Annotated in this window: 25 protein-coding genes; 12 read left to right on the forward strand and 13 right to left on the reverse strand. The window is 63.6% G+C overall.

Going from position 1 to position 25956, the window contains the following annotated elements; all coding sequences use genetic code 11:
* Positions 1-19: 19 nt before the first annotated feature.
* The 3 genes from VMP31_RS02385 to VMP31_RS02395 form a co-directional block, all read right to left on the reverse strand.
* Positions 20-814: a thiazole synthase gene (locus VMP31_RS02385; RefSeq protein ID WP_305589071.1), complete on the reverse strand. Its 795-nt coding sequence runs from the start codon at positions 812-814 to the stop codon at positions 20-22.
* A 57-nt stretch (positions 815-871) separates the two neighbouring features.
* Positions 872-1072, reverse strand: a complete 201-nt coding sequence (thiS, locus tag VMP31_RS02390; RefSeq protein ID WP_325503688.1) for a sulfur carrier protein ThiS — start codon at positions 1070-1072, stop codon at positions 872-874.
* A gap of 103 nt (positions 1073-1175) precedes the next feature.
* Positions 1176-1562, reverse strand: a complete 387-nt coding sequence (locus tag VMP31_RS02395; RefSeq protein ID WP_325503690.1) for a DUF423 domain-containing protein — start codon at positions 1560-1562, stop codon at positions 1176-1178.
* 67 nt (positions 1563-1629) lie between these two features.
* Between VMP31_RS02395 and mtgA the strand changes: the two genes are divergently transcribed.
* Positions 1630-2379, forward strand: coding sequence for a monofunctional biosynthetic peptidoglycan transglycosylase (gene mtgA, locus VMP31_RS02400; protein WP_325503692.1), 750 nt, complete (start codon positions 1630-1632; stop codon positions 2377-2379).
* 30 nt (positions 2380-2409) lie between these two features.
* Here the strand turns inward: mtgA and VMP31_RS02405 are convergent, their stop codons facing one another.
* From VMP31_RS02405 to ftsY, 5 genes are all read right to left on the reverse strand, one after another.
* Positions 2410-3021, reverse strand: a complete 612-nt coding sequence (locus VMP31_RS02405) for a hypothetical protein (RefSeq protein WP_325503694.1) — start codon at positions 3019-3021, stop codon at positions 2410-2412.
* Between the two features lie 60 nt (positions 3022-3081).
* A complete protein-coding gene (rpoH, locus tag VMP31_RS02410) occupies positions 3082-3936 on the reverse strand; it encodes an RNA polymerase sigma factor RpoH (protein ID WP_325503696.1) in 855 nt (284 codons plus the stop codon).
* A gap of 109 nt (positions 3937-4045) precedes the next feature.
* Entirely contained in the window at positions 4046-5062 is a 1017-nt protein-coding gene (gene ftsX / locus VMP31_RS02415) for a permease-like cell division protein FtsX (RefSeq protein ID WP_325503697.1), read from the reverse strand.
* Positions 5059-5727: a cell division ATP-binding protein FtsE gene (ftsE, locus tag VMP31_RS02420; protein WP_325503699.1), complete on the reverse strand. Its 669-nt coding sequence runs from the start codon at positions 5725-5727 to the stop codon at positions 5059-5061. The genes ftsX and ftsE overlap by 4 nt, the downstream gene beginning before the upstream one ends.
* 2 nt (positions 5728-5729) lie before the next feature.
* Entirely contained in the window at positions 5730-7133 is a 1404-nt protein-coding gene (ftsY, locus tag VMP31_RS02425; RefSeq protein ID WP_325503701.1) for a signal recognition particle-docking protein FtsY, read from the reverse strand.
* 204 nt (positions 7134-7337) lie between these two features.
* Between ftsY and VMP31_RS02430 the strand changes: the two genes are divergently transcribed.
* From VMP31_RS02430 to VMP31_RS02450, 5 genes are all read left to right on the forward strand, one after another.
* Positions 7338-8693, forward strand: coding sequence for a pitrilysin family protein (locus VMP31_RS02430; RefSeq protein WP_325503703.1), 1356 nt, complete (start codon positions 7338-7340; stop codon positions 8691-8693).
* Positions 8686-10170, forward strand: coding sequence for a pitrilysin family protein (locus tag VMP31_RS02435; protein ID WP_325503705.1), 1485 nt, complete (start codon positions 8686-8688; stop codon positions 10168-10170). Before VMP31_RS02430 ends, VMP31_RS02435 begins: the two co-directional genes overlap by 8 nt.
* Positions 10170-10778, forward strand: coding sequence for a 16S rRNA (guanine(966)-N(2))-methyltransferase RsmD (rsmD, locus tag VMP31_RS02440; protein ID WP_325503707.1), 609 nt, complete (start codon positions 10170-10172; stop codon positions 10776-10778). Before VMP31_RS02435 ends, rsmD begins: the two co-directional genes overlap by 1 nt.
* Positions 10779-11233: 455 nt before the next feature.
* Positions 11234-12745 (forward strand): RNA-binding domain-containing protein, encoded by a 1512-nt coding sequence (locus VMP31_RS02445; RefSeq protein WP_325503709.1) that lies wholly within the window; start codon positions 11234-11236, stop codon positions 12743-12745.
* A 3-nt stretch (positions 12746-12748) separates the two neighbouring features.
* On the forward strand, positions 12749-13744 hold the full coding sequence (locus VMP31_RS02450; protein WP_325503711.1) for a hydrolase: 996 nt from the start codon (positions 12749-12751) through the stop codon (positions 13742-13744).
* Positions 13745-13947: 203 nt separating this feature from the next.
* Here the strand turns inward: VMP31_RS02450 and VMP31_RS02455 are convergent, their stop codons facing one another.
* Positions 13948-14607 (reverse strand): TetR/AcrR family transcriptional regulator, encoded by a 660-nt coding sequence (locus VMP31_RS02455; protein ID WP_325503713.1) that lies wholly within the window; start codon positions 14605-14607, stop codon positions 13948-13950.
* Between the two features lie 236 nt (positions 14608-14843).
* On the opposite strand from VMP31_RS02455, the gene VMP31_RS02460 reads away from it, so the two are divergent.
* The 6 genes from VMP31_RS02460 (at position 14844) to ggt (ending at position 21250) form a co-directional block, all read left to right on the forward strand.
* On the forward strand, positions 14844-16286 hold the full coding sequence (locus tag VMP31_RS02460) for a coniferyl aldehyde dehydrogenase (protein WP_325503715.1): 1443 nt from the start codon (positions 14844-14846) through the stop codon (positions 16284-16286).
* A gap of 32 nt (positions 16287-16318) precedes the next feature.
* On the forward strand, positions 16319-16864 hold the full coding sequence (locus VMP31_RS02465) for a twin-arginine translocation pathway signal protein (RefSeq protein WP_325503717.1): 546 nt from the start codon (positions 16319-16321) through the stop codon (positions 16862-16864).
* 123 nt (positions 16865-16987) lie between these two features.
* The gene (locus tag VMP31_RS02470) at positions 16988-18583 is read left to right on the forward strand and encodes a GMC family oxidoreductase (RefSeq protein ID WP_325503719.1); all 1596 of its coding nucleotides are present in this window, start codon (positions 16988-16990) and stop codon (positions 18581-18583) included.
* A 122-nt stretch (positions 18584-18705) separates the two neighbouring features.
* A complete protein-coding gene (coaD, locus tag VMP31_RS02475) occupies positions 18706-19185 on the forward strand; it encodes a pantetheine-phosphate adenylyltransferase (protein WP_160013623.1) in 480 nt (159 codons plus the stop codon).
* A gap of 104 nt (positions 19186-19289) precedes the next feature.
* Positions 19290-19541, forward strand: a complete 252-nt coding sequence (locus VMP31_RS02480) for a YfhL family 4Fe-4S dicluster ferredoxin (RefSeq protein ID WP_090250215.1) — start codon at positions 19290-19292, stop codon at positions 19539-19541.
* Positions 19538-21250, forward strand: coding sequence for a gamma-glutamyltransferase (ggt, locus tag VMP31_RS02485; protein WP_325503722.1), 1713 nt, complete (start codon positions 19538-19540; stop codon positions 21248-21250). The genes VMP31_RS02480 and ggt overlap by 4 nt, the downstream gene beginning before the upstream one ends.
* A gap of 155 nt (positions 21251-21405) precedes the next feature.
* Here the strand turns inward: ggt and VMP31_RS02490 are convergent, their stop codons facing one another.
* From VMP31_RS02490 to VMP31_RS02505, 4 genes are all read right to left on the reverse strand, one after another.
* A complete protein-coding gene (locus VMP31_RS02490) occupies positions 21406-23259 on the reverse strand; it encodes a Na/Pi symporter (protein WP_325503724.1) in 1854 nt (617 codons plus the stop codon).
* 21 nt (positions 23260-23280) lie between these two features.
* The gene (locus tag VMP31_RS02495; RefSeq protein WP_325503726.1) at positions 23281-23613 is read right to left on the reverse strand and encodes a multidrug transporter; all 333 of its coding nucleotides are present in this window, start codon (positions 23611-23613) and stop codon (positions 23281-23283) included.
* A 454-nt stretch (positions 23614-24067) separates the two neighbouring features.
* A complete protein-coding gene (mutM, locus tag VMP31_RS02500) occupies positions 24068-24880 on the reverse strand; it encodes a bifunctional DNA-formamidopyrimidine glycosylase/DNA-(apurinic or apyrimidinic site) lyase (RefSeq protein WP_325503728.1) in 813 nt (270 codons plus the stop codon).
* Between the two features lie 87 nt (positions 24881-24967).
* Entirely contained in the window at positions 24968-25780 is an 813-nt protein-coding gene (locus VMP31_RS02505) for an HDOD domain-containing protein (RefSeq protein WP_325503999.1), read from the reverse strand.
* Between the last annotated feature and the right edge of the window lie 176 nt (positions 25781-25956).

The raw sequence follows: 25956 nt of genomic DNA on the forward strand, positions 1-25956 counted from the left end.
GCAAATCGTAAACGTGCTCTTACTTGATCAGGCCATCCAGCGGCGACGAAGCGCTGGCATAGAGTTTTTTCGGCATGCGCCCGGCCAGGTAGGCCATGCGCCCAGCGATGATTGCGTGTTTCATCGCCTCGCCCATCAGAATCGGATTCTGCGCATGGGCAATCGCGCTGTTCATCAGCACCGCCTCGCAGCCCAGTTCCATGGCGATGGTGGCATCGGACGCGGTGCCGACACCGGCATCGACCAATACGGGAACGGTAGCTTCTTCGAGGATGATGCGCAGGTTGTACGGGTTGCAAATACCCAGGCCGGTGCCGATCAAACCCGCCAGCGGCATCACCGCGATGCAGCCCATGGCCGCCAGCTCGCGGGCGATGATCGGATCATCGCTGGTGTAGACCATCACGTCGAAGCCGTCCTTGACCAGCACTTCGGCGGCCTTGAGGGTTTCGATCACATTGGGGAACAGGGTCTTCTGGTCGGCCAGCACTTCCAGCTTGACCAGCTTGTGGCCGTCGAGCAGCTCGCGGGCCAGGCGGCAGGTACGCACCGCTTCAACGGCGTCGTAGCAACCAGCGGTGTTCGGCAGGATGGTGTACTTGTCCGGCGAGATCACATCCAGCAGGTTCGGCTCGCCCGGATTTTGCCCGATATTGGTACGGCGCACCGCCACGGTAACGATCTCGGCACCCGAAGCCTCGATGGCCAGACGGGTTTCCTCAAGGTCCTTGTACTTGCCGGTACCGACCAGCAGACGCGACTGGTAGGTACGGCCGGCCAGGGTAAAGGGCTTGTCGCTGGGAACGTGGCTCATGGGTAATCCTCGTAAAGTGGGCGAGCAGTCAGAACGCGATAAACCGATGAGCGGGGATCAACCACCGCCAATGGCGTGGACCACTTCAATTTGGTCACCTTCGCGCAAAGCGGTGGTGGCGTGCTGGCTGCGCGGCACGATGTCCAAATTGAGCTCAACCGCCACGCGGCGTCCGGCCAGATCCAGACGGTCGATCAGCCCAGCGACAGTGGCACCGTCGGGCAATTCGAATGTTTCACCGTTTAACTGAATATGCATGACGGCAGGGTCACAACTGGGGAAAGGGCCGGCATTCTAGCCTGATCGCAGGGCGTGGACCAAGGCTAAAGGCTGCCGTTCGTCCTGCTTTCTGACTCACGAGTCAGGCGCTTTTGCCCGCCCCCATATTCCAGGCCGCCAGGCCCAGGCACAGCCAGCCGGCGAGGAACGCTACACCGCCGAAGGGGGTCACGATGCCCAGCGCGCTCACACCGCTAAGGGTCAGCAGGTACAGGCTGCCGGAGAACAGGACAATGCCCAGGGCAAACAGCGCACCGGCGCAGTTGACCAGCCGACCCGGCCGCTGCAGCGCCAGCAGGCCCACGCCAAACAGGGCCAGGGCGTGGATCAGCTGGTAGTGGGTGCCGGTCTGGAACACCGCCAGGTAGTCTGCCGTAAGTTGGCCTTTAAGTCCGTGAGCGGCAAAAGCACCCAGGGCCACGCCGGTAAATCCGGCAAATGCGGCCAGCAACAGGCAAAGACGCGCCATGTATCACTCCAGGAACAGCGGATGAGCTGGCTATAATGGCCCGCTCATTCGTTCCGGCCAAGCCCGCATGTTTCGATCCATCGTCCGTCGCCTGCTCAAACTCCTGCTCTGGCTGATTATCGGCTCGGCATTGCTGGTGCTGCTGCTGCGCTGGGTGCCGCCACCAGGCACCGCGCTGATGGTCGAGCGCAAGATCGAGTCCTGGGTCGACAGCAAACCCATCGACCTGCAACGCAGCTGGCGACCCTGGGGGAAACTGCCGGACCACCTGAAGATGGCGGTGATCGCCGCCGAAGATCAGAAGTTCGCCGAACACTGGGGCTTTGATGTCGCGGCGATCCAGGCGGCCCTGGAGCATAACCAGCAGGGCGGCTCGCTACGCGGGGCCAGCACCCTCAGCCAGCAAGTGGCGAAGAATCTGTTTCTCTGGTCGGGCCGCAGCTGGCTGCGCAAGGGCCTGGAGGTCTGGTTTACCGGGCTGATCGAGCTGCTCTGGCCCAAGCAGCGGATTCTTGAGGTCTACCTCAACAGTGTCGAATGGGGCGATGGCATCTTCGGGGCCGAAGCGGCGGCGCAACACCACTTCAAGGTCGGCGCGCCCTACCTGTCACGCCAGCAGGCCAGCCTGCTGGCCGCCGTGCTGCCCAACCCGCGAGCCTGGAGCGCCAGCCGCCCCAGCGCCCAGGTTAGCCGCCGCGCCGCCTGGATTCGCCAACAGATGTTGCAGCTGGGCGGCAGCCATTACCTCAACCGCATGCAACCGCAACGCCCGGGCTGGTGGCCCAAGGAACTCCCGCAGTGGCTGGGGAACGACTAAAGCCGCCCCGCCGCACCAGGCCCCGATCGCTTAAGGCTGCTTGAGCAAACGCCGCGGCACTGCATAGAGAAAGTACAGCTGCTCATCCTGCAGGTGCGCGGTCATGCCCAGTTCGGGGTAGACCCAGGCCTGGCCCTCGGCCAGCACCAAGGTCCGGCGCGGCTGACCGAGACTGGCCGCCAGACGCGCGCTATCCAGAGGGGCCGGCGGCAGCAGGGTCAAGGCGGTAATAGGGCGATTGGCCAACGACACCAGCAGCTGGCTGCCCAGGGGCTGCTCCTTGTCCGTCGGTTTTAACCCGGCGGCCGCCAGCAGGCTCTCGCGTTCAGCCTTGTCCAGACCGACCTCCGCCTCCAGCGACCAATTGCCATCAGCATCCTGCAATTCACCGCGATACAGCAGGCGCGCCCCGTCCAGATTGGGCTGCAGCCACAGCTCGCCATCCAGAGCATCACCCAGGTGCACCAGGCTCAGGCGATCATCGGCCAGGGGCGTGAGCACCTGTTCCTGCCACTCGGCCAGCCAGGGCAGAGGTTGCGCAGGTGGTTGCGGACGCATCAGCCATGCCCCCCAGGCAAAGAACAGGGCAGCAACCACGACAAAGATCAGCCAGTGCTGCGGACGTATAGGCGGTAATTTCATTGGCTTTTCCTTAGGCAGAAAAAAGCCGCACCTGGGTGCGGCTTCTGACAGTAGCGCGATTTACGCGGCGATCGAGCCCTTGAGCTTGTTCATCGCGTTCTTTTCCAGCTGACGGATGCGCTCGGCCGATACGTTGTACTTGGCCGCCAGGTCATGCAGGGTGGCCTTTTCCTCAGCCAGCCAGCGCTGATAGAGAATGTCGCGGCTACGCTCGTCCAGACCTTCCAGGGCTTCGTGCAGATTGGCATTGGAGCTGTCGCTCCAGTCCGAGTCTTCCAGCTGACGGGCCGGGTCGTAGCGATGGTCTTCCAGGTAATGCGCGGGCGACTGGAAGGCACTGTCGTCATCGGCCTCGGCGGCCGGGTCGAAGGCCATGTCGTGGCCGGTCAGACGGCTTTCCATCTCGCGCACTTCACGCGGCTCAACCCCCAGGGTTTCGGCTACAGCATGCACTTCGTCGTTGTTCAGCCAGGCCAGACGCTTCTTCTGGCTGCGCAGGTTGAAGAACAGCTTGCGCTGCGCCTTGGTGGTGGCGACTTTGACGATGCGCCAGTTCTTAAGGATGAACTCGTGGATCTCGGCGCGGATCCAGTGCACGGCGAAGGACACCAGGCGCACACCCATTTCCGGGTTGAAACGCTTGACCGCCTTCATCAGGCCGACGTTGCCTTCCTGAATCAGGTCGGCCTGGGCCAGGCCATAACCGGAGTAGCTGCGGGCGATATGCACAACAAAACGCAGGTGAGCCAAGACCATTTGCCGGGCGGCTTCGAGGTCCTGCTTGTAGTAGAGACTTTCAGCCAGTTCACGCTCCTGCTCAGGGGTCAGCAGCGGGATGCCGTTGACCGCATGCACGTATGCCTCCAGGTTGGCACCCGGAACCAGAGCATGAACAGGTTGCAAAGAAGTGGACATTTGAATCCTCCGACTTACGAATCGTGGAGCAGTCTAGCACTGCTCCTTGGGACTTTGTACTGGGGTACAAGTTCCGTTACAGATAGTCAATATCAATAAAAACAATAACTTATCTTGGCGCTAATTCATTCAGGTGACGAGCAACCGCCAGCCAGGCGCCAATATAGCCCAAGAGTACCGCCCCGAGCAGCAGGGATAGACCATCGGCTAACGGCACCCCGTCCAGGGCGAAATCGCTGCCATAGAGCCCGGCCAGGCGCACCACGGCATCGTCCAGCCAGCCCAGGCCATAGGCCAGCAGCAGCCAGGCCAGCAAGCCGGCACCAAACCCGTAGAGGGTGCCCATATAGAGGAAAGGCCGGCGCACATAGCTGTCGGTACCGCCCACCAGCTTGATCACCTCGATCTCGGTGCGACGATTCTCGATATGCAGACGAATGGTATTGCCGATCACCAACAGCAGCGCCATCACCAACAACAACGTCAGGCCGAAGACGAAACGCTCGCCAAGCTTGAGCATGGCACTCAGGCGTTCAACCCAGAGCAGGTCGAGCTGGGCCTGCTGCACCTTGGGCAGTTCGGCCAGGCGCAGGCGCAGGGCTTCGAGGGCGACCTTGTCGACTTCCTGCGGGGTCACCACCACCACGCCGGGCAGCGGATTGTCCGGCAGCTCCTTGAGCGCCTCGCCCAGGCCCGACTGCTGCTGGAATTCGTTCAGAGCCTGCTCGCGACTGATCCACTCGGCTTCGCTGACATCCGCCATGGCGGCGATCTGCTCGCGCAGCGCCTGGCCTTCGGCGTCACTGGCATCGAGCTGGAGAAACAGGGAAATCTGCGCGGCGCGCTGCCAGGAGCCGCCGAGGCGCTCGACATTGTCCAGCAGCAGGGCCAGACCCATGGGCAGGCTCAGGGCCACGGCCATTACCAGACAGGTGAAGAAGCTGCCGATGGGCTGCTTGCCCAGACGGCGCAGGCTGTCGACCAGGCTGGCACGATGGCTTTCCAGCCAGGCATTAAGCTGGCTGCGCAGATCCGGCCCGTCATCCGGAGTCGGTGCGCCGGCCTTCTTCGGCGCTGCACCGACGCGTTGCGCCGGTTGCGGCGGCGGCATGCGGGTTGCGCTCATACGGCCTCCCCGTCGCCGATCAGGCGACCACGTTGCAGGGTCAGCATGCGGTGGCGCATGCGCGCGATCAGGGCCAGGTCGTGGCTGGCGATCAGCACGCTGGTACCCAGACGGTTGATGTCTTCGAACACCCCCATGATTTCCGCGGCCAGGCGCGGATCGAGGTTACCCGTCGGTTCGTCCGCCAGCAGCAGGGCCGGCTGATGCACCACCGCGCGAGCAATGCCGACGCGCTGCTGCTGACCGGTGGAGAGGTCGCCGGGAAACTGCTCGGCCTTGTCTGACAGCGACACCCGCTCCAGGGCACTGCCGACGCGCTTGCCGATCTCGCCCTTGGACAGGCCGAGAATCTGCAGCGGCAGGGCCACGTTGTCGAACACGCTGCGATCGAACAGCAGCTGGTGATTCTGGAACACCACGCCGATCTGTCGGCGCAGGTAGGGGATCTGGGCATTGGTGATCTGCCCCAGGTCCTGGCCGGCCAGCAGCAGCTTGCCGCTGGTCGGGCGCTCCATGGCCAGGAGCAGGCGCAGCAGGGTGCTCTTGCCGGCCCCGGAGTGACCGGTGACAAAGAGAAATTCACCCCGGCGCACACGGAAACTCAGCTCGTGCAGACCGATATGCCCGTTGGGGTAGCGTTTACCGACCTGTTCGAAACGAATCATCCCTATTTCTCCGCAAACAGCGCCTGGACAAAGGCCTCGGCCTCGAAGGTGCGCAGATCATCAATCCCTTCGCCCACCCCTATATAGCGAATCGGCAGGGCGAACTGCTTGGCCAGGGCGAAGATCACCCCACCCTTGGCGGTGCCGTCGAGCTTGGTCAGGGCCAGGCCAGTCAGGTTGACGGTCTGGTTGAACTGCTTGGCCTGGTTGATCGCGTTCTGCCCGGTGCCGGCATCCAGCACCAGCAGCACCTCGTGGGGCGCAGTTTCATCCAGCTTGCCGATCACCCGGCGGACCTTTTTCAGCTCTTCCATCAGGTTGTCTTTGGTGTGCAGACGCCCGGCGGTATCGGCGATCAGCACGTCCATGCCGCGGGACTTGGCCGCCTGCACCGCATCGAAGATCACCGAGGCGGAGTCGGCACCGGTGTGCTGGGCGATCACCGAAACCTGGTTGCGCTCGCCCCACACCTGCAACTGCTCCACCGCCGCGGCGCGGAAGGTATCGCCGGCCGCCAGCATGACTTTCTTGCCGTCCTGCTGGAGTTTTTTCGCCAGTTTGCCGATGGTGGTGGTCTTGCCCGCGCCGTTGACGCCGACCACCAGGATTACATAGGGCTGCTTGCTGCTATCAATTTTCAGCGGCTGCTCGACCGGTTTGAGCAGCGCGGTCAGTTCTTCCTGCAGGGCCTTGTACAGCGCACCGCTGTCGGCCAGCTCCTTGCGCGCCACACGCTTGGTGAGGTTCTGCACGATGGCGGTGGTGGCCTCGACGCCAACGTCGGCGGTCAGCAGGCGGGTTTCGATATCTTCCAGCAACTCATCGTCGATGGCCTTCTTGCCGAGAAACAGGCTGGCCATGCCCTCGCCCAGGCTGGCGCTGGTTTTCGCCAGGCCCTGCTTGAGGCGCTCGAGAAAGCCGGCGCGGGTTTCCTCGGCGCTCTTGCTCTCGACCACCGGCAGCACGGGGGCGACAACCGGGGGCACGGGTTCAGGCTGAGGCTCCGGCTGGGGCGGCAGATCGATGTGGGCATGCAGCACTTCGCTGCCGGCATTGATGCGAAAACGCGAAGGCCGCGGGGCAACAGCGACAGGCGGGGTCTCTACCACGGGTGCAGCGGGCACGGCCTCGGCGACCGCTACAGGGCTTGATGGCGCGACCTCGACGGCTTCGACCGGCTTCGGGGCCTCGGCAGGCGCAGGCTCGGCCAGCGGCGGCACGACTGCCTCGACCGGCGCAGCCATTGGCTCGGCGGGTGCTGGCGACGGGTCTGCCGCAGCAGGCGCAGCGGTTTCAGGGCCGGGCTGCGGCTTTTTACGCAGCCAGCCGAACAGGTCTTTTTTCTCGGCGGGCTTATCGGCTGCGGCAGGCGCAGCGGTCTTCTTGTCGTCGTTGGAACCAAGCATGGAGGACGGCTATCTCAAAGGTGCGACACGCCAGCCATCCGGGTCCAAAACACTCACCGCGCCGCAGAATAAAGCTGAAAAGGGGCACGGTAATAGCTGGATACCTGAGTAGGCGTGGCCGCCAGTAAAACGGATGCGTATCCTAGCACCTCCGCGCCCGCCGACGCTAAGACCAAGCGGGCCCGTCCGACAGGTCGATAAATAATGCATATGATTGCCCAACGCGCCACCGCCTTGCTTCTCGGCGCACTCTGTACACCGCTGCTGGCCCTGGCCGCAGAGCCGCAACCCACCCACGAATTCAGCCTGGACAACGGCCTCAAGGTCATCGTCCGTGAAGACCATCGCGCCCCGGTGGTGGTTTCCCAGCTCTGGTACAAGGTCGGCTCCAGCTACGAGACGCCCGGCCAGACCGGCCTGTCCCATGCCCTCGAACATATGATGTTCAAGGGCAGCCGCAAGCTCGGCCCCGGCGAAGCCTCGCGCATCCTGCGTGAGCTGGGTGCCGAGGAAAACGCCTTTACCAGCGACGATTACACCGCCTACTACCAGGTGCTGGCCCGCGATCGTCTGGCCGTGGCCCTGGAATTGGAGGCCGACCGCCTGGCCAGCCTCAAGCTGCCGGCCGAGGAGTTCGCTCGGGAAATCGAGGTGATCAAGGAGGAGCGCCGCCTGCGCACCGACGACAAGCCCGGCTCCCTGGCCTACGAACGCTTCAAGGCCATGGCCTACCCGGCCAGCGGCTACCACACCCCGACCATCGGCTGGATGGCCGACCTGGAGCGCATGACGGTTGAGGAACTGCGCGCCTGGTACGAAGCCTGGTATGCGCCCAACAACGCCACCCTGGTGGTGGTCGGCGATGTCAGCGCCGCCGAGGTAAAGACCCTCGCCGAGCGCTATTTCGGTGACATTCCCCAGCGCGCCGTGCCCCCGGCGAAAGCCCCGCGCGAGCTGGCCGCCCCCGGCGAGCGACGCATCACCCTGTACCTGAAAACCCAGCTGCCGAGCCTGATGATGGGCTTTAACGTGCCCGGCCTGGCCACCGCCGAACAGCCGCGCCAGGTGCATGCCCTGCGCCTGATCGCCGCCCTGCTCGATGGTGGTTACAGCGCGCGCCTGGCGACCCGCCTGGAACGTGGCGAGGAGCTGGTTTCCGGTGCATCCGCCTGGTACAACGGCTACCCCCGCGGCGACAGCCTGTTCGTGCTCTCGGCCACCCCCAACGTGCAAACCGGCAAGACCCTGGAACAGGCCGAAGCCGGCCTGTGGGGCGAACTGCAGGACCTGCAGCAAAACCCGCCGAGCGCCGAGGAGCTGGCCCGCGTGCGTGCCCAGGTGATCGCCGGCTTGGTCTACGAGCGCGACTCCATCACCAGCCAGGCCACCGCCATCGGCCAGCTGGAAACCGTCGGCCTGTCGTGGAAGCTGATCGACCAGGAACTGGCCGAGCTGGAGGCCGTAACCCCGGCCGATATCCAGAGTGCGGCGCAAACCTTCTTTACCCGCGACCGCTTGAGCGTCGCCCATGTGCTACCCGAGGAGAAGGACGATGAGTGAGCGCAATGGCCTGCGCTACGGCCTGCTCGGCCTGGCGCTACTGATTCTGCTGGGCCTGCTGGCCTTGGTAATCAACCGCCCCGAACCCCTGACAGACAGCCCGACTCCGCCTGCGGAGCCGCCCGTTATCGAATCCCTGGCGGCGCTGGGCGATAAGGCCCCGAGCCGCCGTGACCTGAACATCCAGACCTGGCAGACCGCCGAAGGCACCAAGGTGCTGTTTGTCGAAGCCCGCGAGCTGCCGATGTTCGACCTGCAACTGACCTTTGCCGCCGGCAGCAGCCATGACGAGGGCATCGCCGGCCTGGCCATGCTGACCAACGCCATGCTCAACGAAGGCGTACCGGGTAAGGACGTCGGTGCCATCGCCGCCGGCTTCGAAAACCTGGGGGCCAACTTCGGCAACGGCGCGTTTCGCGACATGGCCATCGCCAGCCTGCGCAGCCTCAGCGCGACTGAACAGCGCGAACCGGCCCTGCAGCTGTTCAACCAGGTGATCGGCCAGCCGACCTTCCCGGAGGACGCCCTGGCGCGAATCAAGAACCAGCTGCTGGCCGGCTTCGAATACCAGAAGCAGAACCCCGGCAAACTGGCCAGCCTGGCGCTGTTCGAGCGCCTGTACGGCAGCCACCCCTACGCCCACCCCAGCGACGGCAACGCCGAGTCGATCTCGGCGATCACCCGTGAGCAACTGCAGGCCTTCCACGCCAAGGCCTATGGCGCGGGCAACGCGGTACTGGCCCTGGTCGGCGACCTGTCCCGAGCAGAAGCCGAAGCCATCGCCAACGAGGTCTCCGCCGCCCTGCCGAAAGGCCCGGCGCTGCCGCGTATCGTCCAGCCGGAAACGCCCAAGGCAGGCCTGCAACATATCGAGTTCCCGTCGAACCAGACCCACCTGATGATTGCCCAGCTGGGCATCGACCGCCGCGACCCGGATTACGCCGCACTGTACCTGGGCAACCAGGTGTTCGGCGGCGGTGGCTTCGGCACCCGCCTGATGACCGAAGTGCGCGAGAAGCGCGGCCTGACCTATGGCGTGTATTCCGGCTTTAGCGCCATGCAAGCGCGCGGCCCCTTTATGATCAACCTGCAGACCCGCGCCGAACTCAGCGACGGCACCTTGGAGCTGGTCAAGGGCATGCTCGGCGAGTTTATAAGCAGCGGCCCGACCGAGGACGAACTGCACAACGCCAAGCGCGAACTGGCTGGCAGCTTCCCGCTGTCCACCGCCAGCAACGCAGACATCGTCGGCCAGCTCGGCTCCATCGGCTTCTACGACCTGCCGCTGAGCTACCTGGAAGACTTTATGCGCGACGTGCAGGCCCTGAGCGTCGAACAGGTCAAGGCCGCCATGGCCAGACACCTCGACCCCGAAGCCCTGGTAATCGTTACTGCCGGGCCAACGGTCGAGCAGAAGGAACTGCCGCCCCCCAGCGACAAACCCCTCGAACAACCGTCTGCCGTACCGGAGCACTGATGAGCAAGCGACCCAAGCCGCACAACGGCGCGCCCGCCCATGCCGGCGATGGCCAGCTGCGCATCATCGGCGGGCAATGGCGCTCGCGTCAGTTCAACTTCCCCATGGCCGCGGGCCTGCGACCGACGCCTAACCGGGTGCGCGAAACCCTGTTCAACTGGCTCGCGCCCTATGTCGAAGGGGCCAAGGTGCTCGACCTGTTCGCCGGCAGCGGCGCGCTGTTTCTTGAAGCGCTGTCCCGCGGGGCCGGCAGCGCCCTGGCCCTGGACCTCAACCCGGCAGCCATCACCAGCCTGCGCGGCCACCTGCAAACGCTGAACTGCGACAACGGCCAGCTGCAGCAGGTCGACGCCCTGATCTACCTGCAAAACCAGCCGGCCACCGCCTTCGACCTGGTGTTTCTCGACCCACCGTTTAGCCAGAACCTACTGCTGCCGGCCTGCACCCTGCTGGAGCAGAACGGCTGGCTGGCCGCCGACGCCTGGGTCTACACCGAAAGCGAAAACCCACCTTCCAGCCTCGGCATGCCCGGCAACTGGCGCTTGCACCGCGAACAGAAAGCCGGCCAGGTGTATTACGCGCTGTGGCAGTGCACGGCGGTGGCGTAGTGCTTTTGTGGGTTAGTCGCGCAGCGGCATAACCCACCCACAATGGCTCCAGTTCCACAGCCCTTGGGGTTCCGCCCCAAGGGCAATCGCATAAAGGCGGCTTGCTTGTCGCGGCTAAAGCCCCTCCCACGGTTTGGCATCACGATAGCGTGGGCAGGCCCGATCAGACTGCGGATCAATATTGTGGGAGGCGCTTCAGCGGCGAGCTTTCGGGGCTAACTGGTTTTACCCGACTGCCCCAGCCCCAGCCCCAGCCACACCTACGCTTTACCCCGCCTGCCGGTTACTATCCCTACCTGCTCTCTTGGCACGGAAGGCAAGGCCGCCCATGACGTCACAGCCCAATCAGAATCCCGAACCGCTCGCGGCCCAGGTCGATGCTCCTGGACGCAAGACCTGGGTATCGTTATGAGCCTGGATGCTTGCTGCACGCGGGCTACCCGGAGAGTTCGGCCATGACTCCGGAGCATTTGGCCCGCCTGCTACGTGATGGTGAAGGCCTGACGGTCGAGTTCAAACGCGCCCGCGAGGCGCTCAATCGTGATGTCTACGAAACCATCTGCGCCTTTCTCAACCAGCGCGGTGGCACCTTGGTACTGGGTGCAGCGGACGATGGCAGCGTTACCGGCGTTGCGCCCGAGGCCGTGGCGCAGCTGCGCAAGGATCTGGTCAACACCCTGCACAACACGCAGAAGATCAACCCGCCGATGCAGCTGGCCCCCGAGCAGGTTGAGCTGGAGGGGCAGACTTTGCTGGTACTCAGCGTGCCGGAAAGCTCCCAGGTGCACAGCTGCACTAACCGGATATTCAGCCGCAACGAGGATGGCGACTTCGATATCACCGGCCATAGCCAGCTACTGGGCGAGCTCTACCTGCGCAAGCAGGTGAGCTACAGCGAGAACCGCATCTTCCCCTTTATTCGATTGGATGACTTGCGCAGCGATCTGATCGAGCGCGTGCGGCATAACGTGCGCCTGCAACGCAGCGGGCATCCGTGGGCCGAGCTGGATGATCTCGAGCTGCTGAAAAGTGCGCGGCTGTATCAGCGCGACTATCAGACCGGTGAAGAAGGCATCTCCATGGCCGGGGCCCTGCTGTTCGGCCGCGACGAGGTGGTGCTGGGCGTGGTGCCGCACCACCGCACCGACGCCATTCTGCGGGTGCATGACCTGGATCGTTATGACGACCGCGACGATATTCGCACCAACCTACTGGAGAGCTACGACCGGCTGATGGCCTTTGTCGGCAAGCACATTGCCGATCCCTTCTATCTGGAAGGTGATCAGCGCGTCAGCCTGCGCGAGCGGATCTTCCGCGAGGTGGTGGCCAATCTGCTGATCCACCGTGAATACCTCAATCCGTTCCCAGCAAAACTGGTTATTCAACGCGACCGGGTGATCACCGAGAACAGTAATAACCCCCACGGCATCGGTTTGCTGCGCCCAGACGACTTCGCCCCCTCGCCAAAAAACCCGGCCATCGCCCGGGTATTCCGTGAAATGCAGTGGGCCGAAGAGCTGGGCTCCGGGGTGCGCAACCTGTTCAAGTATGCCCGCGCCTTCGGCGGCCAGGACCCAACTCTCAGCGAGGAGTCGATCTTCCGGGTGACTGTGATGCTGCCGCAATTAGCCTTGGTCAACGGAACGCTGCCGGCGCTCACGGTGACTGCGATTGGCTCACAGCCAGAGTCGAGGGCAGAGTCGAGGGCAGAGTCAGGGGCAGAGTCAGGGGCAGAGTCGCAGGAGCGACGCGTGCTGGCCGCTCTGACCGGCGAGCCACTGAGCAAGGCCGAACTGGCCAGCCGTCTCGGTCTGCCAGCCGTAACCGGGGCACTCAACCGTAGCGTGCGTCGCCTGCTTGATGCGCAATTGATTAGCTACACCCTGCCGAACAAACCCAATAGTCGGCTGCAAAAATATCGCCTGACCCCCACCGGGCAGGCGCATCTGAATCAGCGGGACAGTTAAGTGATGAGCACCGCCTTCAAACCCGCCTGGTGGCTGCCCGGCCCGCATCTGCAAACCCTGTGGAACCCCATGTGCCGCCAGCCGGCGAAACTGGAACGCACGCGCGAACGGCTGTGGCTGGAAGATGGCGATTTTCTCGACCTCGACTGGCACGGCCCGCACCAGGCCGACGCGCCGCTGGTGCTGGTGCTGCATGGTTTGACCGGCTCATCCAGCTCGCTCTATGTGCTGGGTCTGCAGCAGCAACTGGCGGCCCAGGGCTGGGCCAGCGTGGCGCTGAACTGGCGCGGCTGCTCCGGCGAGCCCAACCTGCTGGCCCGTGGTTACCACTCCGGGGCCAGCGAGGACCTGGCGGAAACCGTGCGCCACCTGCGCGCCCAGCGGCCGATGGCACCTATCTATGCCGTGGGTTACTCCCTGGGCGGCAATGTGCTGCTCAAGTACCTCGGCGAAACCGGGGCCGATAGCCAGCTGCAGGGCGCTGCGGCGGTGTCGGTGCCGTTTCGCCTGGATCAGTGCGCCGACCGCATCGGCATGGGCTTTTCCAGGGTCTACCAGAGCCACTTTATGCGCGAAATGGTGGCCTACGTGAAGGACAAGCGGCGCCTGTTCGCCCGCCAAGGCCTGAGCGATCGCCTGTCCACCCTGGAGAAACTCGGCCCGCTGGACAATATGCGTACTTTCTGGGATTTCGACGGCCGCATCACCGCGCCGCTGCACGGCTATGCCGATGCCCAGGACTATTACCGCCGCGCCTCCAGCCGCTACTTCCTTGGCCAGATCGAGACGCCGACGCTGATTATCCAGGCCGCCGACGACCCCTTCGTCTTCGCCCACAGTCTGCCCGAAGCCAGCGAACTGTCGCCCAGTATCGAATTCGAATTGCACGCCCACGGCGGTCATGTCGGTTTTGTCGAAGGTAGCCTGGGTAAACCGGGTTATTACCTGGAGCGGCGTATTCCGCAGTGGCTGGCCGAACAGGCAGCGAAGCCCCTGTAGGGTGGGTTAGCCGCGCAGGAAGCCAGCCCTGGCAAGCGAAGCGGGGTTTGCGCGCGGCGTAACCCACCAGGCGCAATCCCAGCCGCCGCGATGGTGGGTTACGCCGCGCGCAAAGGTCGTTCTATCGGAATAGATCGTGGCAATGCGCGGCTAACCCACCCTACAAAAGCGCATCGCGTCACCCCAACCAACCCACAAACAACTCAGATCACCTGCTCAAGCGGCACATGCAGTTTGGCGTACAACGCCTCCACCGCCTCCCGCGCCTGCGGGGCGATATAGCCGCCTTCGAGAGCCAGCACCTGATAGATGCCACGGCGCAGCATTTCCTGACTGAGGTCGCCGGGCTTGCTGCGGGTGGTGCAGAGAAAACGCACCCAGGACGTCATGATGATCCAGCTGTTGAGGGCCAGCGCCTCGATCTGCGCTGTACTCATCAGCAGGATGCCGGCCTCGACAAAGCCTCGATAAACCTCCTGGGCCTGGGCCAGGCAGCGCTGGGCGAACAGTCGGTAGCGCTCAGCCAGTTCAGCGTCGCTGTCGAGCAGGTGTTCCAGATCGCGGTGCAGAAACCGGTAGTGCCACATCGCCGCCAGCAGCGCCTCCAGATAGAAGGTCTTGTCCGCCACGGTCAGCGCCCGCGTATCGGGGCGACGTAGAAAGGTATCCACCTGGCCTTCGTAGAGGGCAAACAGCTCGGCGATGATCACCTGCTTGTTACGGAAGTGGTAGTACAGGTTACCCGGCGAAATACCCAGGTGCGCGGCGATATGGTTGGTGGTGACATTGCGCTCGCCCTGGGCGTTGAACAGCTCCAGGCTGGCCTGAATGATGCGCTCGCGGGTTTTCAGTGGGGCTGACATAACGGCTCGTTCTCGACTCAAAAGCCCGGCAAAGGTACAGGCAGAAACAGCAGAAGTGTTACCGGAAAAAACCTTGGCAACATGCGCTAACTTTTCGTTGGGCTGCGTCGAGTGGCTTACCGCGCCATGCTATTTGACAGATTAGAGCAATTGCTCTAAAAATCCAGCACACCTTTTCTGCAGCGGCCTCAGCTCACCTGACGCACTGCATTGCTGGAATACCGAGGAGCAACACCATGGTCGCCGACGTCGCCTATCTAGAACAAAGCCTGCAACACAGCCAACAGCAACTCAGCCAGCTGGAGAGCAGCTTTGCCCGTCAGCGCCAGGCGTTCAAGGTCAACCCCATGCCCTCGGCCGAGCAGCGCATCCAGTGGCTGAAAGTTCTCAGCGAGTTGCTCAGCAACGAGCGTGACGCCCTGATCAGCGCCATTTCCCAGGATTTCAGCAACCGCAGCGCCGACGAAACCCTGCTCGCCGAGCTGATGCCCAGCCTGCATGGCATCCACTACGCCAGCAAACGCATCAAGAAGTGGATGAAACCTTCGCGGCGCAGCGTCGGCATGCAATTTATGCCGGCCTCGGCCAAGGTCATCTACCAACCACTGGGCGTGGTCGGGGTGATAGTGCCGTGGAACTACCCGCTGTTTCTCGCCATCGGCCCACTGGCCGGTGCGCTGGCCGCCGGCAACCGGGTGATGATCAAGATGAGCGAGTCGACCCCGGCCACCTCGCAGTTGATCAAGGATCTGCTGGCCAAGGTCTTCCCCGAGGACCTGGTAACAGTGGTGCTGGGCGAGGCGGAAGTGGGCATGGCCTTCTCCAAACTGCCCTTCGACCACCTGCTGTTTACCGGTGCCACCAGCATCGGCAAGCACGTGATGCGCGCCGCGGCCGAGAACCTCACCCCGGTCACCCTGGAGCTGGGCGGCAAGTCGCCGGCCATCGTTTCGGCTTCCGTACCCCTGAGTGACGCCGCCGAACGTATCGCCTTCGGCAAGACCATGAACGCCGGTCAGACCTGCGTCGCCCCGGATTACGTGCTGGTGCCAAAAGACCGCGTCGAGGGTTTTGTCGAGGCTTACCGCAAAGCGGTGCAGAGCTTCTACCCAACGCTGGCGAACAACCCGGATTACACCGCGATCATCAACGAGCGCCAGCAGCAGCGCCTCAACGGTTACCTGCAGGACGCCGAGAGCAAAGGCGCGACCATCATCTCGCTGTACCCCGAAGCCCAGGGCCGGCGCATGCCGCAGGCCGTGCTGCTGAACGTGACGGATGAGATGAAGGTGATGCAGGACGAGATCTTCGGCCCGCTGCTGCCGATCATCCCCTACAACAAACTGGAAGACGCCTTCGCCTTTATCAACGAGCGCGACCGGCCACTGGCGCTGTACTACTTCGGCTATGACAAGGGCGAGCAACAGCGCGTGCTGCACGAGACCCACTCTGGCGGCGTGTGCCTCAACGACACCCTGCTGCACGTGGCCCAGGACGATATGCCCTTCGGCGGCATCGGTCCGTCCGGCATGGGCCACTACCACGGCCATGAAGGCTTTCTGACCTTCAGCAAAGCCAAAGGCGTGTTTATCAAGCAACGTTTCAACGCCGCCAAACTGATCTACCCGCCCTACGGCAAAGCCCTACATAAGCTGGTCTACAAGCTATTCGTTCGCTAACCCCAAATGGCCTGATTCGGTGATAACAATAAATGCACAACACCACGTTTGAAGCGCCCAACCTGAGCCGGCGCAGCCTGCTCAAGGTCGGCTTGATGGGCTCAGCCTTTCTCGCCACCGCAGGGCTCACCGCCACCCTTAGTGGTTGCTCGGCCAGCACACCCAAAGCCGGCTTTGCCGTGCTGCGCGAGTCCGACCTGCCCTTCCTCCAGGCCCTGGTACCAGTGATGCTCGCAGGCGCGGTAAAGCCTGCGCAGATGCCTGCGGCCGTGAGCGCCACTATCGAAAACCTGGACTACAGCCTTAGCCATCTGTCGCCGGAAATGCTCAAGCTCACGGTGCAGCTGTTCGACGTGCTGGCCCTGCCCATCACCCGCGGCCCGCTGACCGGAGTCTGGGGCAGCTGGCAGAACGCATCGGCCGCCGACGTACGCAACTTCCTCGAACGCTGGCAGAACAGCCCCATCGGCCTGCTGAAGATGGGCCATGCCTCGTTGCTGCAACTGGTGATGATGAGCTGGTATAGCCGAACCGAATCCTGGGCTCATTGCGGCTACCCCGGGCCGCCAACGGTATAAGACACATGCACGGAACCTGTAGGAGCGGGCTTGCCCGCGATGCTCCTGCACTGCCGGCTTTAGCGGACCCGCCCGCGCCTACAGAAAGCCTCCAATACAAGAACCACAAGAGAAGCGCCTGAGATGCCCGTACCCGACATGTTCAAGCAAGGCCTGGCCAACGGCTGGAAAACCTACAACGGTTCGCGCCTGGACAGCGACCTGACCCTGGAAGCCGACGTGGCCATCGTCGGCAGCGGCGCGGGGGGCGGCACCACCGCGGAGATCCTTAGCGCCGCCGGCTTCAAGGTGTTGCTGATCGAGGAAGGTCCACTGAAGACCAGCGACGACTTCAAGATGCTTGAGGACAAGGCCTACGCCAGCCTCTACCAGGAAGGCATCGGTCGCATGAGCAAGGACGGCGCGATCACCATCATGCAGGGCCGCGCCGTGGGCGGCACCACCCTGATCAACTGGACTTCGAGCTTTCGCACCCCCGCGCCAACGCTGGAGCACTGGGCCAAGGAACACGGCGTACAGGGCCATAGCCCGGAAGAGATGGCCCCCTGGTTCGAACAGATGGAACAGCGCCTGGGCGTCGCTCCCTGGGCCGTGCCGCCAAATGCCAACAACGCGGTGATCAGCAGCGGCTGCGACAAGCTCGGCTATGAGTGGAAAGTCATTCCGCGCAATGTGCGCGGCTGCTGGAACCTTGGCTATTGCGGCATGGGCTGCCCGACCAACGCCAAGCAGTCGATGCTGGTCACCACCATTCCGGCAACCCTGGATAAAGGCGGCGAACTGCTCTATCTGGCCCGCGCCGACAAGCTGCTGATCGAGGGCGACCGGGTCACGGGGATCGAGTGCCTGGGCATGGATGAGCGCTGCGTCGCGCCCACAGGCCGCAAGATCCGGGTCAAGGCCAAGCACTATGTACTGGCCGGCGGCGGCATCAATACCCCGGGGATTCTCTTGCGCTCGGACGCACCTGACCCGCATCGGCGCACCGGCAAGCGCACCTATCTGCATTTGGTGAATTTCTCCGCCGCGCTGTTCGAGCAGGTGATCAACCCCTTCTACGGCGCGCCGCAATCCATCTATTCCGACCACTTCCAGTGGGATGACGGCACCACCGGCAGGCTCTCCTACAAGCTGGAAGTACCGCCGCTGCAACCGGCCCTGACCTCCACCCTGCTCGGCCGCTTCGGTATCGACAACGCCATGCGCATGGAGCAACTGCCCAATACCAACGTAATGCTGGCCCTGCTGCGCGACGGTTTTCACCCGGACAGCGCCGAAGGTCGGGTGGAACTGCGCGGCGATGGCAGCCCGGTACTCGACTACCAGATGACCGACTACACCTGGGACGGCGTACGCCGCGCCTTCCACAGCATGGCGGAAATCCAGTTCGCCGCCGGGGCCAAGGCGGTGCTACCGCTGCACGCCGACGCCGGCTATGTGAAGACCCTGGGCGAGGCCAAGCAACTGATCGACTCATTGCCCCTGGAGCTCTATCGCACCCGCCTGGGCTGCGCTCATGTGATGGGCGGTTGCGCCATGGGCGAAGACCCGCAGCAGGCAGTGACCGACAGCCTCGGTCGCCATCACCAGCTGAGCAACCTGTCGATCCACGACGGCTCGCTGTTCCCCACCAGCATCGGGGCCAACCCGCAGCTGTCGATCTACGGCCTGACCGCCAAACTGGCGACAAAACTCGCCGAACGCCTCAAGCACGCCTGATACCAGGGTATTCACGGGCCGCTCTACGCCCGTGAATCGGCCGGATAAGCCGCGGCCGACTTGGCCGCGGGGAAGCGCTGCGCTACCATCCGACTCCCCAACGGATCCGCCAGGACGTCACGATGAATCGAGTGTTATACCCAGGCACCTTCGACCCCATCACCAAGGGGCACGGCGACCTGGTCGAGCGCGCCGCACGGCTGTTCGACAGCGTGATCATTGCGGTAGCGGCCAGCCCGAAGAAGAACCCGCTGTTCAGCCTGGAGCAGCGCGTCGAGCTGGCCCGGGAAGTCACCCAGCATCTGCCCAACGTCGAAGTGGTGGGCTTCTCCACCCTGCTCGCGCACTTCGCCAAGGAACAGGGGGCGAATGTGTTCCTGCGCGGCCTGCGGGCGGTGTCCGACTTCGAATACGAATTCCAGCTGGCCAATATGAACCGCCAACTGGCCCCCGACGTGGAAAGCCTGTTTCTGACGCCGTCGGAAAAGTACTCCTTTATCTCCTCAACCCTGGTGCGCGAGATCGCAGCCCTGGGCGGCGATATCTCCAACTTCGTGCACCCGGCCGTAGCTGCAGCGCTGACCGAACGCTTTAAGCGCTGATCGCACTGGGCAAGCCGCGTGCATGCGCGGCCTCGATGGGGCACAATTTGCAGCATGTCCCCGAGTGTTAAGGCTGCGCCTGATAGGCGCAGCAGGAGTGTTTGATGTCCCTGATCATCACCGACGACTGCATCAACTGCGACGTCTGCGAACCCGAGTGCCCTAACGCGGCGATTTCCCAGGGCGAGGAAATCTACGAGATCGACCCCAACCTGTGCACCGAATGCGTCGGCCACTACGACGAACCCCAGTGCCAGCAGGTTTGCCCGGTCGACTGCATCCCCCTCGATGAGAACAATGTCGAGAGCAAGGATGAGTTGATGCAGAAGTACTTGATCATCACAGGTAAAGCATGAAGAGCGGCCGCCTAAACCGCGGCCTCCTCCCCTGGCGCACCCTGTCCGGTGCGCTTGCTCTACTCTGCGCGCTTGAGCTGCACGCGGCCGAACAACCCGGCCGTGCCGCCATTGCCACAGCCCACCCCGCCGCGACCGTAGCCGGCCAGGAAACCCTGGCCCTGGGCGGCAATGCCTTCGATGCTGCGGTGGCCATCAGCGCCGCCCTTGCGGTGGTCGAACCCTACGGTTCGGGGCTGGGTGGCGGTGGTTTCTTCCTGCTGCGCGAAGCAGCCGCAACACCCACCTATCGATTTCTCGATGCCCGTGAACGCGCGCCGCTGGCGGCCCATGCCGATCTCTACAAGGTCGACGGCGAAGTGCAGAAACAGCTGTCGCTCAATGGTCCGCTGGCGGCCGCGATTCCCGGCCTGCCCGCCGCACTGGTCGAGCTGGCCGAACGCTTTGGCCGCCTGCCGCTGCGCGACTCCCTGGCCCCGGCCATTCGCCTGGCCCGCAGCGGCGTCAGTGTCGACCGGGTCTACCGCGAACGAGCCGGCTGGCGACTGGCGGCCCTGCGCGACGATGCGGAAAGTGCACGCATCTTTCTCGACCAAGGCGAGATCCCCGCAGAGCTGGCCCTGCTGCGCCAGCCCGATCTGGCTCGCACCCTGGAGCGCCTGGGCAGCGAAGGGCATGCCGGGTTCTATCAGGGCGAGCTGGCCGCGCGCCTGGTCAAGGGCGTACAGGCAGCCGGCGGCATCTGGACGCTGGAGGATCTGGCGCAATACCGTACCGTCGAACGCACGCCGCTACGCGTCAGCCTGCAGGATGGCCGTGAGCTGATCAGCGCGCCACCGCCATCGGCCGGCGGCCTGGCCTTGGGGCAGAGTCTGCTGATGTTGCAGCAGCTGCCCTGGCAACAGGGCGACTCGGTACAACGCACCCACCTGGTGGTTGAAACCCTGCGTCGCGCCTACCGCGACCGCGGCCTGCTGGGCGACCCGGATTTTGTCGCCAACCCACTGGAGCGCCTGCTGGCACCGGCCTACCTGAAGCAGCTGGGAGCGAGTATCCGCAGCGATCAGGCCACCGCCAGCGACAGCCTGCCGGCGGCAGGGGGCTTTCAGGAAGGCGACCACACCACCCACTTCTCGGTACTGGACGCCGAGGGCAACGCGGTGGCCGCCACCCTGTCGATCAACCTGCCGTTCGGGGCCGCCTTTACCGTGCCCGGCACCGGGATATTGCTCAACGACGAAATGGACGACTTCGCCGCCGACGTGCAGGGAGCCAACGCCTACGGCCTGGCCGGCAGCCATGCCAACGCCATCGCAGCCGGCAAGCGGCCCCTGTCGAGCATGAGCCCGTCCTTTATCGAAAGCCCCGCTGAGTTCGCCAGCTTCGGCACCCCCGGTGGCAGCCGGATTCCCAGCATGGTGCTGCTGGCGGTTCTGCAGTACCTGGATAACCAACCCATCGAACGCTGGCCCAGCGTCGGCCGCTACCACCACCAGTTCCGCCCCGACCTGATCGAGCATGAGCCGGACACCTTTAGCACGGCCGAAATCGCCGCCCTGCAGGCGCTCGGCCATCGGCTGAAGTCGACCGAGAGGACATACGGCAATCAGCAGGTGCTGTTCTGGGAGAAGGCCACAGGGCAGGTACAGGCCGCCAGTGACCCGCGGGGTATTGGCAGCAGCGCCGTGATGGCTCCGGTACAGCCGTAACAGGCCGTTGAAAAACGTCGACGAGGCAGGCGAGACAAGGCAAAAATAGCCGAAAAAGCGGAGTTTACTGTTGTAAATGAGCATTTTTAGGCAATTTTTAACGCCGGATCGCCAACGCAGGTAGTTTTTCAACAGCCTGTTAACCTTCGGCTCGATCAGCTTAACTGGATCAGCGGCCCATCCTCGGCCAGCATCTGCCGCAGCGGGCGGAACAGTTCGTTGCCATCGCCCTGGCCGAGCATCAGCACATTGCGCAGGCTCTGGGTGATGCGGCTGGCATAGCCCAGGTCATTCATCAGCGAACTGGCCTGCTGACCATTCAGCTGACGCTCGCGCACCTCGGCGAACAGGCGCTGGCGAAAGCGGCTGTCGAACGCCGCAGACTGCTGATCGAGCAGGTCGAGACGCTCGCTCCAGGCCTGCTCGGGCAAATCCATATACCCCAGCTCGCGCACCTCATGCAGCACGCCGAGTAGATGCCGGCGCAAGTCGACATAGGCCTGACGCGCCGCGCCTTCGTCCTCGCGCAGATAGCGCCCCAGGTTCTTCTGCAGGTGCTTGGCATCCTTGACCGCATCTACCAGTTGCAGAGCGGCCAACTGGCAGCTGACCCAGAAGTGCTGGTGGGCCTCATCCAGCGAAACCTCCAGACGCCCCATAAAACCCAGCAGGTCGCCGTACACCCCTTTGATATGCCGCTGGTACAGCTGCTCGGCATCCAGGGCATGGGGTTCCGGCCGGGCATTTAGCAGGTCGTCGTCCGGACGCTCGCGAGCGAGCTGATCCACCGGCAGATAGAGTGCATGGCAGATCACCTCCAGGCTCAGGCGCCCCAGATGCTGGAGCTCCTGCACCACCGCGCTGGCAGCGCTATCGGCACTGGCCAGGGCATTTTCATCCAGATAGCGGGCGTGGCTGATCTGCTCCTCGGGCTGGACGATCTCGGTGATCAGCACATGGGGCTCGACTGGCTCGGGCAGCCAACGCATTAGCCGGCCGGCCAACCAGCCCTGCCAGGGCCAGAACAGCGCAACCCCCATGGCATTGAACAGGCTGTGAAACAGCGCCAGCTGGATCAGCGCATTGTTGCCCAGGCCCAGGGGCGCGGTCAGGGCCTGCACCAGCACCGCCAACGGAACCAGCAGCACCAGCGCCAGGGCTCCGGTGGTCAGGTTGAACAGCACATGAGCCAGGGCCAGGCGCTGCCCTGCACGCGCACCGCCCAGCGCGCCGATCACCGCCGTGACCGTGCTGCCCAGGTTGGAACCTATGGCAATCGCCAGGCCCTGTTCCAGAGCCAGCTGACCACCCGAGAGGGCGGCCAGGGTCAGCATCAAAGTGGCATGGCTGGACTGCAGCACCACGGTCACCAGCAAGCCGACCCCAGCGAACAGCAGGGCGCCAGCGATACCCGGCAACTGGTATTGAAGGGGATCGAAATCGCCGGCTACCTCGGAAAAGCCGGTCTTCATCTGATCGATACCGAGGAACAGAAAGGCAACCCCCATCACCACACGACCGATGGCCTGACCGCGGGGCCCGGTAAAACTGCCCAGCACCCCGAACACCAGCAAGGGCAAGGCCAGGGGGCCGAGACTGATATTCTGCCCAGCCAGGGCCAACAGCCAGATCCCGCTGGTGGTGCCGAGGTTGGCACCAAAGAGGATGGAGATGCCGGCGGCCAGCTGAATCAGCCCGGTACTGAGAAAGGCGATGGTCAACAGCGACACCAGCGAGCTGGACTGCACCAGCATGGTCGCCGTCACACCGAACATCAGGCTTTTGAAGGGGGTAGCGGTGCTCAGCGCCAGCAGGCGCTCAAGCTGGCTGCCAGCCAGTTGGCGCAGGCCTTCTTCCAGGCACTGCATGCCAAACAGAAAGAACGCCAGACCGGCACACAGCGTCAACCAGCCATCGCTGAACCAGAAGCTCAGGGCCAGCAGAGCAAACACCAGGATCCAGGCCAGAGGCCGCCAGCGCTGCAGAAATTCGCGACTACTACTGGGCATCTAAAGCCCCATCAGACACGATCACTGACGCTTGTTGTAACCGTCGCCCGTGCAACCCAGGCAGCGTACAAAGGCAGCCTTGCCGGGCTCGACCACCAGTGCCCTGCCGGCCTCGCCAATACCACCACCGGTAGCAGCGAACGGCAGCGCCACCACGAACACCCCGGCACCGATTACTGTCGCCGCGATCAGCAGGGGCCGGGCAATCAGCAGATCGGCCACCATCGAGAAGGCAGCCGGGGAGTCAGCGGTATACAGAGGGTCGCCACTGGAATTCTGCTGAGCATGCACCGGCAGAGCCAGCAAGCCAGTGGTCAGCGCCAGAGCAGCAGCGGTTGAACGAAACAGTTTCATGGAGCGATCCTTCAGCTATTAGGAGGCGGTGCGATTAACTATAACAGCGCTCCGCCAATTGTCAGCGTGACCGACATCAATCGCCATAAAAGCCGTACTCAGGTTTTTCGGGATAAAGGGTCGGTAAAACCCGAATTTGTCGCCTCAGATCGTATTTACGATCTCGCGAGCTAGAGTCATGCAAGGCGCTACGTAGTAACAGCCTCCGGCTGGTCAAAGCGGCGAGAAACATAGCGCAGCGAAGTAACAGCCAACGGCTGGCCCGCAGGGTGAGCGTAGCGAATCAAGCGGACTGGGCTCGCATGCGAGTGTACTTTTGTACATGAGCATTACTCGTTTCACTCGCCCTACGGGCCGCGCTGACGCGCGTTAGCCGCACGCGGCTTGCCGAGACGCCGCGTCCCGGCCTGTTTTTAACGCAGCAGGGCCGACGCGCAGCAGATCGTAACGGTTCTTAGCGCTGACAGCGCGGGCAATAGACACTTGCCCGCTGGCCCAGCTTGATCTCGCGCAGAGTGCTGCCGCAGAGCTTGCAGAACTCGCCGCCACGGCCGTAGACGAACAGCTCCTGTTGAAAGTAGCCGGGCTGACCGTCGCCGCCGACGAAATCGCGCAGGGTGGTGCCGCCGCGTTCGATGGCGTGGGCGAGGATGCGTTTGATCTCATCCGCCAGCTTTAAATAACGCGCCCGCGAGATCGAGCCGGCTTCGCGTCGCGGATCAATACCAGCGGCGAACAGGGCTTCGGTCGCATAGATATTGCCGACCCCGACCACCACCGCGTTGTCCATGATAAAGGGCTTGACCGCCATGCTGCGGCCACGCGAGTGCTGAAACAGGCGCTCGCCGTCGAACAGCTCGGTCAGGGGCTCCGGGCCGAGCTTGCTGAGCAGCACGTGCCCCAGGGGATCGGCGCTCCAGAGCAGGGCCCCGAAACGCCGCGGGTCGGTGTAGCGCAGCGCCAGCCCGGACTCCAGCTCGATATCCACATGCTCGTGCTTGGCCGCCGGCAACCCGCACTCGACCAGACGTAGGCTGCCGGACATGCCCAGATGACTGATCAGGCTGCCGGTCTCGGCCTTGATCAGCAGGTACTTGGCGCGCCGCTCGACGCACTCGATACGCTGCCCGGACAACTGGATATCCAGGTCTTCCGGGATTGGCCAGCGCAAGCGCCTCTCGCGCACAATCACCCGGCTGACGCGCTGGCCCTCAAGATAGGGGGCGATACCGCGGCGGGTGGTTTCGACTTCGGGGAGTTCGGGCATAGGGGGTTCAATTGAGTGGTACGGGAGGCCGTCTTACCTTAGCAGGAATGCCCTGGAGCGACGAGCCGGACAGGACCTACACCACCCTTAGGCCGCCCCCAGCTCGCGAATGCTTTCACGCAGGTTCTCGAAGTCGTACTCGGACAGGCCAACATACTCCAGCACCAGCTGCTCGATGCTGGCCCATTCATGGTCTTCGGTCTGGTTGCCCAGCACCCGGTGGCTTTCGCAGATGTGCTCGGCCATCTTGAGGATCGCCAGCAGGGTCTTCAACGGAGCATCGCGGGCAGCGTCCTCGGTAAATATCACCAGGGCGTTGTGATGGCTGGCAATCGCCTCGCACAGGTGCAGCGGCAAGTTCCATGACTTGGCGGTGAAGTAGCCGACCACCGCATGGTTGGTGTTGAGCAGACGGTTCTCGGTGTCCACTACCCGGCGCTCGCCGGTGGCGCTGGCATAGGCCTCCTCCAGCACCGTCATATAGCTGGGAAAGCGCTTGATCATCAGCGGGATGCCGCAGTTATGGAACAGCCCCAGGGTGTAGGCCTCGTCCGGCGAGTGGTAGCCGATGCGCTTGGCCAGGGTCAGGCAGGTCATGGCCACATCTTGGGCGGTGTCCCAGAAGCGGTTGAGGGTGAGGATGGCTTCATCGGTCAGTTCGCCCTTGATCGACTGGGCGTTGATCAGATTGATCACCGTGTCGCAACCGAGCAGGTTGACCGCCTGCTGGATCGAGGCAATGCGATTAGTCAGGCCGAAATGCGGCGAATTGACGATTTTCAGCAGCGCACCGGACAATCCCGGGTCCTGGCTGATCAGCCGGGCGATGCTGCGCAGGTCCGGCGATGGCATAAATTGCTCCATCTGCAGGTCGACCATGATCTGCGGCTGCGGCGGCACGCTGATGCCCTGGAGAAATTTCTTAAGCTGTTCGGAGGAGAGCTCGTGAGCCATGCGGGCGACAACCAGAATAAGAGGTGCATCGCAGTCTAGCGAAGCCAGCGGAGTTCTACAGCCCACTTTTGCCTACGGGCGGAAAAAGCCGCGCAGGATGGGGTCTGTTGCCGTTTCATTCG

It is taken from the genome of Pseudomonas sp., assembly GCF_035512415.1.
Classification (GTDB): Bacteria; Pseudomonadota; Gammaproteobacteria; order Pseudomonadales; family Pseudomonadaceae; genus Aquipseudomonas.

Excerpts from the sequence above, each read along its gene's own strand:
- VMP31_RS02385 (WP_305589071.1), bottom strand. The coding sequence starts at position 814 with ATGAGCCACGTTCCCAGCGACAAGCCCTTTACCCTGGCCGGCCGTACC.
- thiS (WP_325503688.1), bottom strand. The coding sequence starts at position 1,072 with ATGCATATTCAGTTAAACGGTGAAACATTCGAATTGCCCGACGGTGCC.
- VMP31_RS02395 (WP_325503690.1), bottom strand. The coding sequence starts at position 1,562 with ATGGCGCGTCTTTGCCTGTTGCTGGCCGCATTTGCCGGATTTACCGGC.
- mtgA (WP_325503692.1), top strand. The coding sequence starts at position 1,630 with ATGTTTCGATCCATCGTCCGTCGCCTGCTCAAACTCCTGCTCTGGCTG.
- VMP31_RS02405 (WP_325503694.1), bottom strand. The coding sequence starts at position 3,021 with ATGAAATTACCGCCTATACGTCCGCAGCACTGGCTGATCTTTGTCGTG.
- rpoH (WP_325503696.1), bottom strand. The coding sequence starts at position 3,936 with ATGTCCACTTCTTTGCAACCTGTTCATGCTCTGGTTCCGGGTGCCAAC.
- ftsX (WP_325503697.1), bottom strand. The coding sequence starts at position 5,062 with ATGAGCGCAACCCGCATGCCGCCGCCGCAACCGGCGCAACGCGTCGGT.
- ftsE (WP_325503699.1), bottom strand. The coding sequence starts at position 5,727 with ATGATTCGTTTCGAACAGGTCGGTAAACGCTACCCCAACGGGCATATC.
- ftsY (WP_325503701.1), bottom strand. The coding sequence starts at position 7,133 with ATGCTTGGTTCCAACGACGACAAGAAGACCGCTGCGCCTGCCGCAGCC.
- VMP31_RS02430 (WP_325503703.1), top strand. The coding sequence starts at position 7,338 with ATGCATATGATTGCCCAACGCGCCACCGCCTTGCTTCTCGGCGCACTC.
- VMP31_RS02435 (WP_325503705.1), top strand. The coding sequence starts at position 8,686 with ATGAGTGAGCGCAATGGCCTGCGCTACGGCCTGCTCGGCCTGGCGCTA.
- rsmD (WP_325503707.1), top strand. The coding sequence starts at position 10,170 with ATGAGCAAGCGACCCAAGCCGCACAACGGCGCGCCCGCCCATGCCGGC.
- VMP31_RS02445 (WP_325503709.1), top strand. The coding sequence starts at position 11,234 with ATGACTCCGGAGCATTTGGCCCGCCTGCTACGTGATGGTGAAGGCCTG.
- VMP31_RS02450 (WP_325503711.1), top strand. The coding sequence starts at position 12,749 with ATGAGCACCGCCTTCAAACCCGCCTGGTGGCTGCCCGGCCCGCATCTG.
- VMP31_RS02455 (WP_325503713.1), bottom strand. The coding sequence starts at position 14,607 with ATGTCAGCCCCACTGAAAACCCGCGAGCGCATCATTCAGGCCAGCCTG.
- VMP31_RS02460 (WP_325503715.1), top strand. The coding sequence starts at position 14,844 with ATGGTCGCCGACGTCGCCTATCTAGAACAAAGCCTGCAACACAGCCAA.
- VMP31_RS02465 (WP_325503717.1), top strand. The coding sequence starts at position 16,319 with ATGCACAACACCACGTTTGAAGCGCCCAACCTGAGCCGGCGCAGCCTG.
- VMP31_RS02470 (WP_325503719.1), top strand. The coding sequence starts at position 16,988 with ATGCCCGTACCCGACATGTTCAAGCAAGGCCTGGCCAACGGCTGGAAA.
- coaD (WP_160013623.1), top strand. The coding sequence starts at position 18,706 with ATGAATCGAGTGTTATACCCAGGCACCTTCGACCCCATCACCAAGGGG.
- VMP31_RS02480 (WP_090250215.1), top strand. The coding sequence starts at position 19,290 with ATGTCCCTGATCATCACCGACGACTGCATCAACTGCGACGTCTGCGAA.
- ggt (WP_325503722.1), top strand. The coding sequence starts at position 19,538 with ATGAAGAGCGGCCGCCTAAACCGCGGCCTCCTCCCCTGGCGCACCCTG.
- VMP31_RS02490 (WP_325503724.1), bottom strand. The coding sequence starts at position 23,259 with ATGCCCAGTAGTAGTCGCGAATTTCTGCAGCGCTGGCGGCCTCTGGCC.
- VMP31_RS02495 (WP_325503726.1), bottom strand. The coding sequence starts at position 23,613 with ATGAAACTGTTTCGTTCAACCGCTGCTGCTCTGGCGCTGACCACTGGC.
- mutM (WP_325503728.1), bottom strand. The coding sequence starts at position 24,880 with ATGCCCGAACTCCCCGAAGTCGAAACCACCCGCCGCGGTATCGCCCCC.